The sequence below is a fragment of the Clostridium thailandense genome (genome assembly GCF_019207025.1).
Taxonomy (GTDB): domain Bacteria; phylum Bacillota; class Clostridia; order Clostridiales; family Clostridiaceae; genus Clostridium_AM; species Clostridium_AM thailandense.
This window is the reverse complement of the sequence record NZ_JAEEGC010000047.1, coordinates 18408-33807: the sequence shown is the minus strand read 5'-3', so window position 1 is coordinate 33807 and position 15400 is coordinate 18408. Positions and strand designations below refer to the sequence as shown.

Here is a 15400-nt window from a genome sequence, read left to right as displayed (position 1 = left end):
GCATAAGTTAAGTGTCGGCTGTAGGTATCTATAATACTTTTTTAATCTTCTGTTGACCATTTGTTGCGGCAAATTCTTAATGCACTATTAATGGTTGCTTCACGATGTAAACGAGTGGTTTTTGCAACCTCCTCAGCATTACCAGAAATGACTGCTTGTAAAATTTTTACGTGCCATTTGTAAGCAATTGCTAACATTTCCTGTGAAAGTGTGAGAATGCCGAATAAATGAAATCGTTGTCCATAAGAGTTATATGCTTCAATAAGATGCGGATTTTTTCCAGCCTCTATAAGAAGTCCATGAAACTCTTCATCAAGGTGCAGAAAAGCTTTTGTATCTTTTTTTTCAACGGCCTCTTTAGTTTCTTCAATATTTCGTTTCAATATATCTAGTTCGTTACCGGTTATATTTTTCACAGCAAGGCTGCTGCCAAAGGACTCCATCATGTTTCGAAACTCATTAAGAGAAATGTAATCCTCAAGTCTCAGATCGTAAACACGATAACCTGATGCATTGGATTTTACCAGATACCCATCGCTTGCCAAACGATTTAACGCCTCACGCACAGGTGAACGGGATATGCCAAATTGCATAGAAAGATCCTCTTGATTTAATCTGGAGCCACCCTTGAGTCGGCCTTCTATAATATCTTCCAACACGAGGGTATATACTACATCTGTTTTGCTAATAAATGTATGTTTCTCAATTAATTCAGCAATCCGTTCTTCGTAGTTCATAGCGTTTTCCCCCTTTTATTATAATGAGACTCTTTCTTCTTGCAGTGGAATGAGTACTCAATGAGTAAGCGATTTACTCTAAGTTATAGATTTTGAGATGATCACTTATGTTACTTGTTTTTGCCATAAGTTTATTATATGCGATGTGTCCAAAGCACGCAAGACAGGTGAAACAAAAATCAACTATTCAACTTTACTGTATAAAATATTATACGCGCATTTGCATTTTGTACATATTTTTGTACATAGCATCTTTATTGTGTCGCAATATTTGCACAGTATATTCTACATGCTATACTCTTATCAAAAGTTAAGAAAAAGGAGGAAAAAAATGCAACATCAAATTTTAGTATTAAATATGGGTTCTACTTCAACAAAAATAGCAATTTATATTGATGAAACTCAGCATTTCAAGGAGACAATTAGACATACTGAGGAGGAATTAGCTGCTTTTAAAAGCTGCTTGGAACAATCTGAATTTCGAGGAAACATTGTGAAACAAGTACTTGCTGAAAAAAAAGTACAATTAAAAAATCTTACAGCAATTTGTTCCAGAGGAGGACGTATTCCGCCTTGCTCATCGGGAGCAATCAGAATAGATCAGAATATGGTTGAGTATCTAAAGAGACCAGAGGATGATAAGCACGCTGCAGCTTTAGGCTGTATTATAGCATTTGAACTTTCGCAGGAATTAGCCATACCAGCATATGTTTATGACCCTGTCTCAGTGGATGAGATAACTAATCTTGCAAGGGTAAGTGGATTGCCTGAATTGCCGCATTTTGCAGTGGGTCATGCCTTAAACACTCGTGCTATGGCTATTAAATGTGCAAATGAGGTTTTAAAAAAACCTTTTTCTGAGTGTACATTCATTGTAGCGCATATTGGTGGAGGTGTGTCTATACGTTTATTTAAGGATGGACGCAATATCGATGCTGTTAATGACGATAATGGAGGCTTTGCACCTGAAAGGGCAGGTTCACTTGATGCAGTTCCATTGATACAGCTTTGCTTTTCAGGCAAATATACAGAAGCTCAACTTGTTAAAATGGTAAGAGGTAATGGAGGGTTGAAAGCCCATCTTGGTACAACTGATGGCATTGAAATTGAGAAACGTATAACCTCTGGGGATTCCTCTGCAAAGTTGGTATATGAGGCAATGGCTTATAATCTTGCAAAAGATATTGGAAGATTAGCAATACCAGTAGCAGGAGAGGTGGATCGAATCATACTTACTGGAGGCGTTTCTTATTCAAAATATATATCTGATTACATTACAAGGTTAGTATCTTTTATTGCACCAGTAGAACTTATGCCTGGTGAATATGAAATGGAAGCTTTGGCAGCTGGAGCATTACGAGTGCTAAGAGGCGAAGAAGAGGTAAAAGCTTTTCAATCAATTTAATAACTTTTATTACAACTACAGTTTATATAAGTTATAATTAATGCTGTATAGAATTGTAACTTAAAGCGTCACATTTTAAGATATTGCTACTTAAAATGTGATGCCTCTTTAGATATTATAAGAATATACTTTATAAATACTTATTTAATGGATGTATGTTATCCATGATGTCAATTGGTTGTAAAACCTCTTTATTATATTATAGCAAAATAATCTGTATAATCATACGAAAGGAAAGCTCAGCATGTTTTCTTGCATAACTCTTTGTAAATAGAAACAAAAGAAAAAGAGATTAAGAATTCGAAAAGTGAATTAAAGACAGTAGAAATATATTTTAGGTATGCCAAGAAAAGGTATAATTATAAAAGCATACCTAATAAAAAGAGCAAGTTAAGATAGACTAAATAATAACCAATGAAATACATAACCTCTTTATGTATTATTTTTTAGTTTGTTAGAGCTTTGGTCAATTAACTTGAAAATTACTGATTAACATCTTTTGAAAGCTCTAAAAGTTTTAATGATAATTGATTAAGCTTTTCACTACTGCCTGCAATTTGTTCTGCTTGTCCAGCTTGAACTTCACTAGTAGTTCCATAATCATTAATAAAATTAATAATTTTATTAACATTTTCTTTTATATTTGTTAAAGTGTTATTAATCTGGTTTGCGGATTCTTTACTATTTGAAGCGAGTTTTCTAATTTCTCCCGATACTACAGAAAAACCTCTTCCATATTCACCTGCTCTAGCAGCTTCTATTGCAGCATTAAGTCCTAATAAATTCGTTGTGTCAGAAATAGTTTTAATGTATTTAAGAATCTCATCCATATCTACAATACCTGATTGAGTTTCACTTATTAAATTATTAATATTTTGAGTATTTGCAGATAATTCTTCAGTAGTATTTGCTAGTTTACCCGAAGAAGCTGCTAATTCAGAAGAGAGATTACCTAATTCATTAACCATTTCTATTACCATATTTTCTTTTTCTAATGAGACCACATAAGATATGGTACCTACTACATTACGAGTAACATTATTAATTAGAGGTACACTATAAGCCATAACAGGAAATCCAAATACCTCTTTAGGGTGTCTAGCCATTTGTCTTTTTTTAGTCTTCATAGAATTTACTGCAGCACTGTTTTCAGCAAGCTTTAGCCCTTCAGAAATATTAAGTTTAAAAGAATTTGCTTGTCTTACCAAAACGTATTTTTCTTTATCTGTTATAGCGATGCCTACATCTGAAACAAATAGATAGGGAAACACATCAAAAGCTGATTTTATTGCAGAAAAAAATTCTTCATCACTTAAGTTCATTATCATTTCACCTTCCTTTTCACTTGAGTACATTAATAAGTTTGTCATAAATTATATTATTTTATATTATTATATCACTTTTTTAAAACTTATACTAATTTGTTATATATTTCATTAGCATTTATTAAGTTTATCTTAACTTACATATAAATTAAAGCATATATCATCACTTAATGTAAAATTATTCTATTTTATATATTAGATTATTTTTAAGCTAAGTGTCATCTATGAGTATCTATGCAAAGAAATGCACAAGAAGGTTGACTTATACACAGGTATATGTTTTCATCTCTGGAAACATCCACTGGAGTATAAGTCAACTTTAATAGTTCGGCAAGCCTCAATTGAAACTAATCTTGATTAATTATTATGGTACCATCTTCTTTGATTTCAACCTTTAATCCATCCTTCATATAATCTAAGAATTCACTGCCAAGTTCATCTATAGCCACAATTCTTTTGTCATTCCATACATCACAAAGTATTATACCTGCGGCTGCTAGGGAGTCTATATGCTCCGAGAAAAGCATTGCAGCTGGCCCAATTCCCATCTTTGTAACACTCTGAAGTATCATACCGCCTGTTGTAGAACCGATTGTCTTAGGAAGGCATATTACTTTTCCTGCCAAATCTTTTTTGTAAAGATCCTTATTATTCTGATCGAAGCATGTAGAATCTCCTGTACTTAAACCCATTAAATACGATGCAAGTATATTAAAGCCTTGGTTAGTTACTAAACTCTCTCCATTTACGTTTCCGCCTAAAACAACTCTTCCTTTAAATGTTCTGGTCAACTTTTTCGCCCCCTTTAAATATTTCCTTTTATAATGATGTCCAGTATTTCTTCATCTAAAAAAAATCTAGCTGTGGAGTATGTTCTTAATTTGTTGGAATTTGTTATTACTGGTTGTTTTGAACATTCAGGGTTGCTCATATACATGAGTGGGCATATATAAGTTAGATGCACTCCAGTGTCTAACATTTTCTGATATGCCTCTTTATCATTCTTAAATTTTAGAATAACATCTGGAGCAGCGCTTAATATTGTATTTATAGATACTTTGGTTTTGCTAGTTTTTGCTAGGGCATCAGATATTTTTTTATTCCAGCTATATATTTGCTCAAGCGATAGATGAGGACATCCTATAAAGCAAACAGCAGGCTTTAAATTCAAGTCTTTCCACAATACTGGATAGGAGTCTACTATTCTTTTTAATTCATTATCATCTACTACATACTTTTTATAATCTTCAACTAAAAGGGATTTTCCTTGTTCGATAGCTTCTGGAGTTATGTCTTCTACATGATATAAACCAACAGCACCATTTGAAGCACTTGCAGCTCCCATATCTTTAAGATAATCCATAGTCGAGTCCTTCATACCCTTATCAAGGAACTTATCAAGTCCTACAATATATGGAACATCTTCAACTACTTTCATACCGATAGCGCTTCCTAGTACTTGAGCATTAGGGAGAGTTGATGTTTTCACTTCAACTAACCATTTTGCACGTCTTCCCTCATCTGTAACAAGACCAAATTCTGGAACTTTACCTACAATTCCGCATAAGAGTTCTATAACTCCGGAGTTTCTATTTGTCCTTGCACCAAGAACAGAGTTAGCAAAAACAACTGCTGAAGACTCAGCCCATGAAAGTACTTGTCCTTTTTTAGGCCTGTTTCCTACCTCAGGCATGTAGCATGTACATGTGAAAGCATTATCATCCTTAAGACCCAATTTTTTAAGCTGCGATTCATATCTATCTTGATTTGCATATAATGCACTAAATACTTTTTTCTGTATATCAGTACATTCAACATTATCATAATCAAGGGGCATTGGGTCAACAGTAAAGGGCTCATTGGTTTTTATACCTGCGCTTATTATTTCATCCACCATGTCAAACACTGGAGTTAGCCCTGCCATACCAAAAGAGGTAACTAAATGCACTGGTCCTTCAATAGGAATGAGACGCTTAGCCCCAAAAGCTTTACCATAAAGGATTACAGACTTTAATGCTTTTTGCATAACCTCTCCGTGTTTGCCCTGCAGCATTTCTTTTTCTTCCTGTGTAAGTTCCATATTATAATTTTCCATAAATTACACCTCCTTAAATATCACGTGCAACTTCATATGCATTCCAAATAGCATACATTATATTATGTACTTTACTGGAATCACCTATGTTATAAACAGGCACGTCTAACTCGGATAGTTCCTTATATAATTTATCATTTTCTGTATAACCCACTGATATAATTACGGTTTGAGCAGGCAATTCAAATATTTTATCTCCTTGTTTAACTTCCACACTATTTTCTTTTGTTTTAACAATAGAAGTGTTTGTGTAAATATCTATATGATAAAATTTCAATAAATCTAGGAGCATATATTCGTTCATATGAGGCAAAGATCCATGTCCGCCTAAAATTTCTTTTGCTATTTCAACAACAGCAATCTTTTTGCCCTGCTGAGCTAACCAAAGAGCTGTTTCACATCCTATTAGGCCGCCGCCAGCAATAACAACTTGATCTTTAGTCTCTATTTTTCCAAGTAATACCTGGTCGGCAGTAATGGAAGCTTGTACACCTTCAAAGTCGATACTCTTAGGTGTTGAACCTGTTGCAGTAACTATAATATCTGCATTGTATTCGTGAATATTTTCTTTTGTAACAGTGGTATTATAATTGACATCAACATTAAGAAGCTCTAATTGGCGTTTATAGTAAGAAATTAATTTATGATCATTACGTTTAAAATGTGGTACTCCACCTGGAATTAGATTTCCACCAAGTTGATCCGATTTCTCACATAATGTTACTTTATGTCCTCGGATAGCTGCTACACGAGCAGTTTCTAATCCAGCCACACCACCTCCAATAACGAGAAGGTTCTTTTTAACAGTTGCTGGTTCAAGGCCATATATCTTTTCTCTTCCACAGGCTGGATTAACTGCACAACTTACAGGAGCGTTGCCAATTCTTCCAAGACAACCTTCGTGACAGCCCAAACAATGGCGTATTTCATCCAATCTTCCTGTACGAAGTTTTTCTATATATTCTGCATCTGCAAGCAAAGGGCGTCCATAACTTATAATATCGCAGCTTTTTCCAAGAGCAGAAACCGCAACTTCAGGATCATCCATTCTGCCAGCCAGAATGATTGGCACATCCACATGTCTCTTTAATATTTCTCCAAACTGTCTATACATCCCGTCTTCAAAATACATTGGTGGATGATTCCAATACCAAGAATCATAGGTTCCTGCATCAACGTTTAAAGCATCATAGCCAGCCTCTACTAATAGCTTTGCAGCCTCAATTCCTTCTTCGATATCCCTACCGGCCTCTTCATAGTCTTCTTCTGGAAGTCCTCCCTGTCGAATTCCTTTCATACAGCTCTTAAGGCTGTAGCGTAAACTTACAGGAAAATCTTTTCCGCAGACTTTTTTAATCCCTTTAACTATTTCAGTAGAAATTCTAAGTCGATTCTCTAAAGAACCACCATATTCATCAATGCGATGGTTAAAGAAAGAAATTGCAAATTGATCTAAGAGGTAACCCTCATGAACAGCGTGAATTTCCACGCCATCAAAACCAGATTTCTTAGCAATTACAGCAGAAGCAATAAATTTCTGGATTAGAGTTTTAATTTCCTCTTTTGTCATTTCACGATGAATTATATTTGGATTAAAGCGATTCTCTTGCTTTGATGGTGCAATATTTTTACTTACGAATCCAGGTAGTGCACTTCTGCCCAATCCACCTGTTAACTGTATAAATATTTTTGCTCCATAGGCATGGATACGTTCATTCATTTGATAAGTACTATGTATAAATGCTATAGGATTAGATGTAGGACAAGGCAAACCAGCAGTTGGCATTCCTTCTGTTCCCATATCTACATTACAAATACCAGTGATGATTAGACCAACGCCATTTTTGGCACGTTCTACATAATAATCCTGTATTCTCTGATTAAATGCACCAAATGCATCGGCATAGCCTACAGGGCCCATAGGAGCCATGGAAAGTTTGTTTTTGATTTTTACTTTACCGATATAAGCAGGTTCAAACAGTTGAGGGTAACGTTTCATAATATCATCCTTCCTTATAATTATGATATATTCACCAAAGTAATTCTGTTAATATTTTATAATTATGTTACAGTTATGTCAACATGTGCCAGAGCACAAGTTAAGTGTCTAGTGTGATTATCTATATAAGTATAAGGAGCGTAATGATTGTGTAAATTCTCTTATACGTCAAAATAATACACCATATTTGAATCTATATAATACAAAAATAAGTCAAAATAATTAAAAAAAATTTAGAGTTTTAGGAATAGAATTTAATCATAAAAATAATTAATAAAAGCTATATAAATATAATTAAATTGAGGAGGTCATTTAAGTGAATGAAGTTTTAAACAAACTCTATAGTGTGAATCAAAGTAAAAGAATAGAAAAATTAATTGACGATTTATATTCGGTAACTCCTGAAATCGAAGCGCAAAGAGCAATTTTAATAACTGAATCCTTTAAGGAAACAGAAGCTTATCCTATGGTTATTAGAAGAGCTAAAGCTTTGGAAAAAATACTAGGTGAAATGGACATAGTTATTCGTGATGAAGAACTTATTGTGGGAAATTTAACTAAAAAACCTAGAGCAGCCTCTGTGTTTCCAGAATTTTCAAACAAATGGCTCTTAGATGAATTTGATACTTTAGCTAAAAGAACTGGAGATGTATTTCTTATTAGTGAAGATGTAAAATCACAGCTTCGCGAGGTATTTAAGTATTGGGATGGAAAAACAACAAATGAGCTTGCAACAGAGTATATGTTTCAGGAAACAAAGGAAGCAATGAATGCAGGAGTATTTACTGTTGGAAATTATTATTTTAATGGTGTTGGACATATTTCCGTAGATTATGCAAAGATATTATCTAAAGGATTTAAGGGTATAATTGAAGATGCCGAAAATGAAAAAGCTAAAGCAGATAAAGGTGACCCTGACTATATAAAGAAGAGTCAGTTCTTAACAGCTGTAATTATTACTTCAAAAGCTGTTATTAAATTTGCCAAACGTTTTGCAGAATTAGCTAGAAGGCTAGCAAGTCAAACATCAGACCCACAAAGACGAAATGAGTTGATGCAAATATCTGAAAACTGTGAGTGGGTACCAGAAAATCCAGCTAGAACATTTTATGAGGCTTTACAATCATTTTGGTTCATGCAAGCTATTATTCAAATAGAATCTAATGGTCATTCAATATCACCAATGCGTTTTGATCAATACATATATCCTTATTTTAATAAAGATATATCAAGTGGATTTATTACACGAGAAAAAGCTCAAGAGCTTCTTGACTGCTTATGGGTTAAATTCAATGATGTCAACAAGGTTCGTGACGAAGGTTCTACAAAAGCATTTGGTGGATATCCAATGTTTCAGAACTTAATTGTAGGTGGACAGACTTCTGATGGAAAAGATGCTACAAATGAACTTTCATTTATGTGTCTTGAAGCTACTTCACATACCAAGCTGCCACAACCATCAATCTCTATAAGAGGTTGGAATAAAACTCCCGATGAATTGTTAATAAAAGCCGCTGAAGTAACTCGACTAGGACTAGGTATGCCAGCTTACTATAATGATGAAGTTATCATTCCTTCACTAGCAAGCAGAGGTCTCACATTAGAAGATGCTAGAGATTATGGCGTTATTGGATGCGTAGAGCCTCAAAAAGGTGGAAAGACTGAAGGATGGCATGACGCTGCATTTTTCAACATGGCAAAGGTATTAGAGATAACTATTAATAATGGTATGGATAACGGTAAACAATTAGGATTAAAAACTGGAGAATTTACCTCCTTTACATCTTTTGAGAGATTCATGGATGCATACAAAATGCAAATGAAACATTTTGTTAGACTTCTGACTAATGCAGACAATAGTGTAGATTTAGCACACGGAGAGAGAGCACCATTACCATTTTTATCTTCAATGGTAGATGATTGTATAGCTAGAGGAAAATCATTACAAGAAGGAGGAGCTCATTACAATTTTACAGGTCCACAAGGAGTTGGAGTTGCAAACGTAGCAGACTCTCTAGTAGCTATTAAGAAGCTTGTTTTCGAAGAAAAGAAAGTAACTCTACAAGATTTAAAAGATGCTTTAGATACCAATTTTGGTGAATGTAAAAAGAATCCAATAACTGAAATTGCTAATAGTATAAACGGAGCGGGTGGTATGGAAGGCTTAACACGTGAAACTATAATGCAAGCTATCGAGAAGTTAATATTTGAAGAAAAGAAGATTTCATTAGATGATTTAAAACCAGGCAAAGATATTAACTTAGGCACCTATGGAGATAAAGAGAATCTTCGCCAAATGCTCCTAAATAGGGCACCTAAGTTCGGCAATGATATAGATGAAGTTGATGATTTAGCACGTGAGGCTGCATTGATATACTGTAGTGAAGTTGAGAAATACACTAATCCACGTAATGGTCAATTCCAGCCAGGACTATATCCTGTTTCAGCCAATGTTCCAATGGGAAGTCAAACAGGGGCAACACCAGATGGAAGAAAAGCTGGAGAAGCACTGGCAGATGGTGTTTCACCAGTTTCAGGAAGAGATATAAAAGGCCCTACTGCAGCTGTTAACTCTGTTGCGAAAATAGATCATTATAAAGCTTCAAATGGTACATTATTTAATCAAAAATTTCATCCATCTGCTTTAGAAGGGCAGACTGGTTTACAGAATTTATCTTCCTTAGTAAGAAGCTTCTTTGATCAAAAGGGTTTACATGTTCAATTTAATGTAGTAAGTCGAGAAACACTTTTAGATGCGCAAAAGAACCCTGCAAATTATAAAAGTTTAGTAGTGCGCGTAGCTGGATATAGTGCTCACTTTACATCTTTAGATAAATCAATCCAGGATGATATTATACAAAGAACAGAACATGCTTTTTAATTAGCTTGATTTATTGAAGTATTGAGGAAGAGGTTTTTTAACTACTTCCTCATTTTTTAAATAATAATTGTTTATATTTGTGATAAAAGATATTGAAATTTGTAAAGTTTTATTTATAGAAAAACCTTTTAGGAGGAAAAGTTATGTTGAAGCATGAGTTAGACTTAAATAAAAAAGGTGTTGTTTTTGATATACAGAGATTTTCCGTTCATGATGGACCAGGAATTCGTACAATAGTTTTTTTAAAGGGCTGTCCTTTATCCTGTCATTGGTGCAGCAATCCAGAATCACAGTGTATGGACCCACAAGTAATGTTTATTCCACGTAATTGCATAGGCTGTAAAAAGTGCTATGAAGTTTGTACTAAAGGAGCAATAGATTTTAATCTCCCATCTAGAGTAGATCAGAATAAATGTATTAATTGTGGCAAATGTGTTGAGAGTTGTTATGCTGGAGCTTTAAATTTGGTAGGAAATATAAAAACTGTAGAGGAATTATTAATAGAGTTAAAAAAGGACAATGTATATTATAGACGTTCTGGTGGTGGAATTACTTTGTCAGGTGGAGAAGCAACTGCCCAACCTGAATTTGCTGAGGAATTATTAAAAGGATGTAAACAAAATGGTTGGCATACTGCTATTGAAACCACGGCTTTCACGAATCCAAGAATTTTAGAAAGAATACTTCCTTGGCTGGATCTGGTTATGCTTGACATTAAGCACATGGATCAAAATAAGCATTTAGAATATATAGGCCAGTCTAATGATTTAATATTACAAAATGCACAATTAATAGCACAATTTGGAGTTCAATTAATAATAAGAGTACCTGTTATTCCCAATATTAATAGTGATGAGAAGAATATAGAAGCTACCGCTAATTTTGCTGCTAGTCTTAGAAGTGTTAGAGAAGTACATCTCTTGCCTTATCATCGTCTTGGTGAAAATAAGTATGAGTACTTAGGATATAATTATAAAATGAAAGATTTACATCCGCCTACTAAAGACGAAATAAATAATCTTAAGGCTATAGTAGAAAAGTATGGATTGATATGTAAAGTTGGTGGAATTGACTAACTTTAAAAATAAAATTAGGGCTGTCGCACTATAGAGCAGAATCGCCGAAAGTTAACTTTCTGGTGTATTTCTTTATAGTGTGACAGCCCTAGTAATTAATAATCGATAACTAAAATTTATTGAAATAACTCATTTTGAATTTATAAGGTGATTTGTTCTCATTTCTAAAAAATACTCTGCTAAAATATGCAACATCAGTATAACCTACCTCTAGGGCAATTTTTGTTATAGACTTATCCGTGTTAACCAAGAGCTTTTTAGCATTTTCAAGTCTTAAATTTGTAACATATTGAGTAAAAGTTACTCCCATTTTTTGTTTGAAATATCTGCTTAAGTACTGAGGATTTAGGTGTACGAAATCCGCAACATTATTTAATTTTATATCTTGTGCATAGTTATTATGAATATATTTTAGTGCAGTTTTCATAACATTTTCAGAAATTTCCTTGGATTTTAAATTAGCTATCTTTGTGGAATCAATGTTCTCTATAGATTTAAGTGCTTTATAAACTGAAGCTTTTAAATCAGATGGCTTTACAGGCTTTAACAAATAATCTATTACTCCGTATTTTATTGCAGTTTGTGCATAGTCAAATTCTCCATAGGCCGTCATTATAATTGTTTTAGTATTTGGAAGAAAATTTATTATTTCTTTTTGAGCATCCAAACCAGTTTTTTCTGGCATTTTTATATCCATAAGAATTATATCAGGTTTGTAAATTTTTGCATTTAGTACTGCTTCCTCACCATTCTTAGAATCTTCTTTAATATCGATATTAAAGAACTCTCTTTGAAGTATTATTCTTAAGGCTTTTCGTTCAAGAGGTTCATCTTCCACTATCATAAGTTTATACATTTAATCACCTTCTTATAAAATTCATTATTTTAACTTTGGGATGCGTATATATACTTTTGTTCCAACATTAGATTTACTTTCTATTTTTAATCCATAATTTTTACCAAAATAGTGTTTAAGTCTACTATCAGTATTTTGAAGTCCTATACCTAAACCAATGTCAGATAAATCGTCTACATTATTCAATAAATTAAGGATACTGCTATTAATTCCTTTTCCATTATCATTTATTTCAATCAGTATATCTTTTTTTGAAATAGTACTGCCCTTTATAGTTATTTTTCCACCCTCTTTTTTCGTTTCAAGGCCATGAACGAGGGAATTTTCAACAAGTGGCTGAAGGATCATAGTTGGGATTCTATATTCGTCAAGAAATTTTTCTATGTTAATTTCATAACTTATTCTATCGCTGTATCTTAGAGTTTGTATAGAGAGATATCTCTTTATATTAGCAATTTCATCTGCAAGTTTAGGAAATTCTTCTGAGTTTTTTAAGTTATATCTTAATAAATCAGAGAGGTTATATATTAGTTCTTCTGTTTGAGGAGCATCTTCAACTAGAGCCATTCTTGCTATTGTATTTAAAGTGTTAAATAAAAAGTGAGGATTTATTTGTGCTTGTATAGTTTTTAATTGCATCTTTTGTGCATGCTGTTCAAGCTTTACTTTTTCTTCACTTTCTTTTAGTAATTTTTCTTGTGTAAGGGTATGAAGTCCCATTTCAGCAATATAGTTTGCAAGAAAGGTATAGAATTCTACACAATTTTGAAGATAATCACTTTCAACAATTTCTATATGTTTAGCGGCTTCTTCTAGTTTCTCCAGAGGAATTTCATATTCTTCGGAAATTCTCTTTAAATCTATAGAATCTTTTGTCTGTTGTCCTTTTAGCAAAACTTGTCCCCCTAATACAGAACCCACATATACATCATTTAATATTATTGGGGCAGCGCAGTCTATAAGTCCTGTATGGCAGTTATATACTCTAGTTTTTTTATCTCGCATAGCCATAAATCCAGCCTGGGAATCACAGGAAATACAGTTTTTACACCCTTTTGGAGAGGAACGAATAAGTTTACAAAATGGAGTAAAATTATTTTCATTGCATACTGGAATACCATGAATGTCTACTGTAATTGCGGAAAATACAACTATCTTTGCTAATTTGTCTTGAATATCTTTTAGAGTGTTTATATCAATAATATCGCTGAACTTAAGATCTTTTAATGAATTCATTTGTTACCCTCCGTAAAAAGAAATCTTTTAAATAGATAAATCATACAGGTTTAATTCCTATATAAAAATTTAAAGAATCCTTCAAGAGCTGTATGATTTGAAAGTCAGGAAAAAGTGAAATTAACTAAGTTATGAGTTTGGAATATCTAAAACAATACAATATTTAAAATGTAAATTTAAAATTTAATTTCAGGACAGAAGCAAAGTTCTTATATTTACTAAAATTATAATATATTAATGTATTGCTTTACAAGAAAATTAATTAATCGACATAGAAATATAACAAATTTCTAAGATGTCAAAATAGTACAACACATATAAATATACATTGTACAAAATAGAGTCGAATTTATTAAAAAATTTTATTTAATTTAGTTATAAAATTGAATTACAAAATCGATTACAAAATCGATTGTAGAAAATATCAAAAACTTATGGAGGTGCGATGTTATGGGACAAGAAGCATTGGGAATGATAGAAACTAAGGGATTAGTGGCCGCTGTGGAGGCTGCAGATTCAATGGTTAAAGCAGCAAACGTTGCTTTAATAGGATATGAGAAAATAGGATCAGGACTCGTAACTGTTATGGTAAGAGGAGATGTTGGAGCCGTTAAAGCGGCTACTGATGCTGGTGTTGCTTCAGCTAAGAGGGTAGGAGAGGTTATTTCAGTACATGTAATCCCAAGACCACATACAGATGTAGAAAAAATATTACCTTCATTGTCAAAATAATTCAAGGTTTTGAGGTGAAAAAATGGATCAAGAGATACTCAATAAAGTTTTGGAAGAGGTCAGAAAGAAAATAAGCATAGGAAATTCAAACAATGAGATAAACAATATTGCAACTGAAATGCAGATGGCAGAAAATTTTAAATCTGATTCAAAAGAAGAGGTAATAGAGAAAGAGGAAAAGAGGGGAGTTCATATGATAAATGATATACCTACAATAACAGAATATGTAGGATGTGCTATTGGAGATACAGTTGGACTAGTTATAGCTAATATTGATGGATATCTTCATGAAAAGATGAAACTAGATCCTAAATATCGTTCATTAGGAATTGTAAGTGCAAGAACAGGTGCTGGTCCTCATATTATGGCTGCGGATGAGGCTGTAAAAGCAACAAATACTGAAATTGTAGCAATAGAGCTTGCAAGAGATACAAAAGGAGGAGCAGGACATGGGTCGCTTATAATTTTTGCTTCTGAAGATGTATCAGATGCAAGAAGAGCTGTCGAGGTTACATTAAAAGATGTAGAAAGAACTTTTGGTGATGTATATGGTTGTGATGCAGGACATGTAGAGCTTCACTACACTGCTAGAGCAAGTCTTGCACTTGAAAAGGCCTTTGGAGCTCCACTTGGAAAATCTTTTGGAATAATTGTAGGAGCACCAGCAGCAGTAGGATTAGTTATGGCAGATACTGCTATGAAAACTGCTAATGTAGAATTAGTTACTTATGCAAGTCCAAATGATGGAACAGCACATTCAAATGAAATTATTATAACTATAACTGGAGATTCAGGAGCTGTTAGACAATCAGTAATAGCAGCTAGAGAAGTAGGAATTGGAATATTAAAATCTATGGGACAAAATCCTGTTTCAACAACAAAGCCATATATTTAAAAATATATGATATATGGTGAATATAATTAAAATTAAAAATACAAACTTAATTTAAAAATAAAACATCCTTTTTTAACTAAATTTATGTGAATTGCGTAAAAGGATGTTTTAAAAACATATGACACTAAAATAGTTGTAATTATTAAGATTAGTTATCTATACG

At 33.2% G+C, this 15400-nt stretch carries 12 protein-coding genes; 5 read left to right on the top strand and 7 right to left on the bottom strand.

The annotated features are described in order from the left end of the window. Positions 1-41 precede the first annotated feature (41 nt). Positions 42-737 carry a GntR family transcriptional regulator gene (locus I6U48_RS11355; RefSeq protein WP_218320575.1) on the bottom strand — a complete coding sequence of 232 codons (696 nt, stop codon included), beginning with the start codon at positions 735-737 and terminating at the stop codon, positions 42-44. Positions 738-1068: 331 nt separating this feature from the next. On the opposite strand from I6U48_RS11355, the gene buk reads away from it, so the two are divergent. Further along, positions 1069-2142, top strand: a complete 1074-nt coding sequence (gene buk, locus I6U48_RS11350) for a butyrate kinase (protein ID WP_218320574.1) — start codon at positions 1069-1071, stop codon at positions 2140-2142. Between the two features lie 482 nt (positions 2143-2624). Here the strand turns inward: buk and I6U48_RS30075 are convergent, their stop codons facing one another. The 4 genes from I6U48_RS30075 to I6U48_RS11330 all read right to left on the bottom strand — a co-directional run bounded on the left by I6U48_RS30075 (position 2625) and on the right by I6U48_RS11330 (position 7561). Then, complete coding sequence (locus I6U48_RS30075; protein ID WP_281421813.1) at positions 2625-3470, bottom strand: methyl-accepting chemotaxis protein; 846 nt, start codon at positions 3468-3470, stop codon at positions 2625-2627. Between the two features lie 344 nt (positions 3471-3814). Continuing rightward, a complete protein-coding gene (locus tag I6U48_RS11340; protein WP_218320573.1) occupies positions 3815-4258 on the bottom strand; it encodes an aconitase X swivel domain-containing protein in 444 nt (147 codons plus the stop codon). 14 nt (positions 4259-4272) lie between these two features. After that, entirely contained in the window at positions 4273-5562 is a 1290-nt protein-coding gene (locus tag I6U48_RS11335; protein ID WP_218320572.1) for an aconitase X, read from the bottom strand. 13 nt (positions 5563-5575) lie between these two features. After that, the gene (locus tag I6U48_RS11330; protein WP_218320571.1) at positions 5576-7561 is read right to left on the bottom strand and encodes an oxidoreductase; all 1986 of its coding nucleotides are present in this window, start codon (positions 7559-7561) and stop codon (positions 5576-5578) included. A gap of 316 nt (positions 7562-7877) precedes the next feature. Between I6U48_RS11330 and I6U48_RS11325 the strand changes: the two genes are divergently transcribed. Next, the gene (locus I6U48_RS11325) at positions 7878-10442 is read left to right on the top strand and encodes a glycyl radical protein (protein WP_218320570.1); all 2565 of its coding nucleotides are present in this window, start codon (positions 7878-7880) and stop codon (positions 10440-10442) included. 143 nt (positions 10443-10585) lie between these two features. Beyond that, positions 10586-11518 carry a glycyl-radical enzyme activating protein gene (locus tag I6U48_RS11320; RefSeq protein WP_218320569.1) on the top strand — a complete coding sequence of 311 codons (933 nt, stop codon included), beginning with the start codon at positions 10586-10588 and terminating at the stop codon, positions 11516-11518. Between the two features lie 109 nt (positions 11519-11627). On the opposite strand, the gene I6U48_RS11315 is transcribed toward I6U48_RS11320, so the two are convergent. Together I6U48_RS11315 and I6U48_RS11310 are read right to left on the bottom strand one after the other, a co-directional pair. Next, positions 11628-12374, bottom strand: a complete 747-nt coding sequence (locus tag I6U48_RS11315) for a response regulator transcription factor (RefSeq protein ID WP_218320568.1) — start codon at positions 12372-12374, stop codon at positions 11628-11630. Positions 12375-12398: 24 nt separating this feature from the next. Further along, on the bottom strand, positions 12399-13610 hold the full coding sequence (locus I6U48_RS11310) for a sensor histidine kinase (RefSeq protein WP_218320567.1): 1212 nt from the start codon (positions 13608-13610) through the stop codon (positions 12399-12401). A 450-nt stretch (positions 13611-14060) separates the two neighbouring features. Here I6U48_RS11310 and pduA point away from each other — a divergent pair, with 450 nt between their 5' ends. Then, positions 14061-14342, top strand: coding sequence for a propanediol utilization microcompartment protein PduA (gene pduA / locus I6U48_RS11305; RefSeq protein ID WP_218320566.1), 282 nt, complete (start codon positions 14061-14063; stop codon positions 14340-14342). A 22-nt stretch (positions 14343-14364) separates the two neighbouring features. Then, positions 14365-15237, top strand: coding sequence for a propanediol utilization microcompartment protein PduB (pduB, locus tag I6U48_RS11300; protein ID WP_218320565.1), 873 nt, complete (start codon positions 14365-14367; stop codon positions 15235-15237). The last annotated feature ends 163 nt before the right edge of the window (positions 15238-15400 follow it).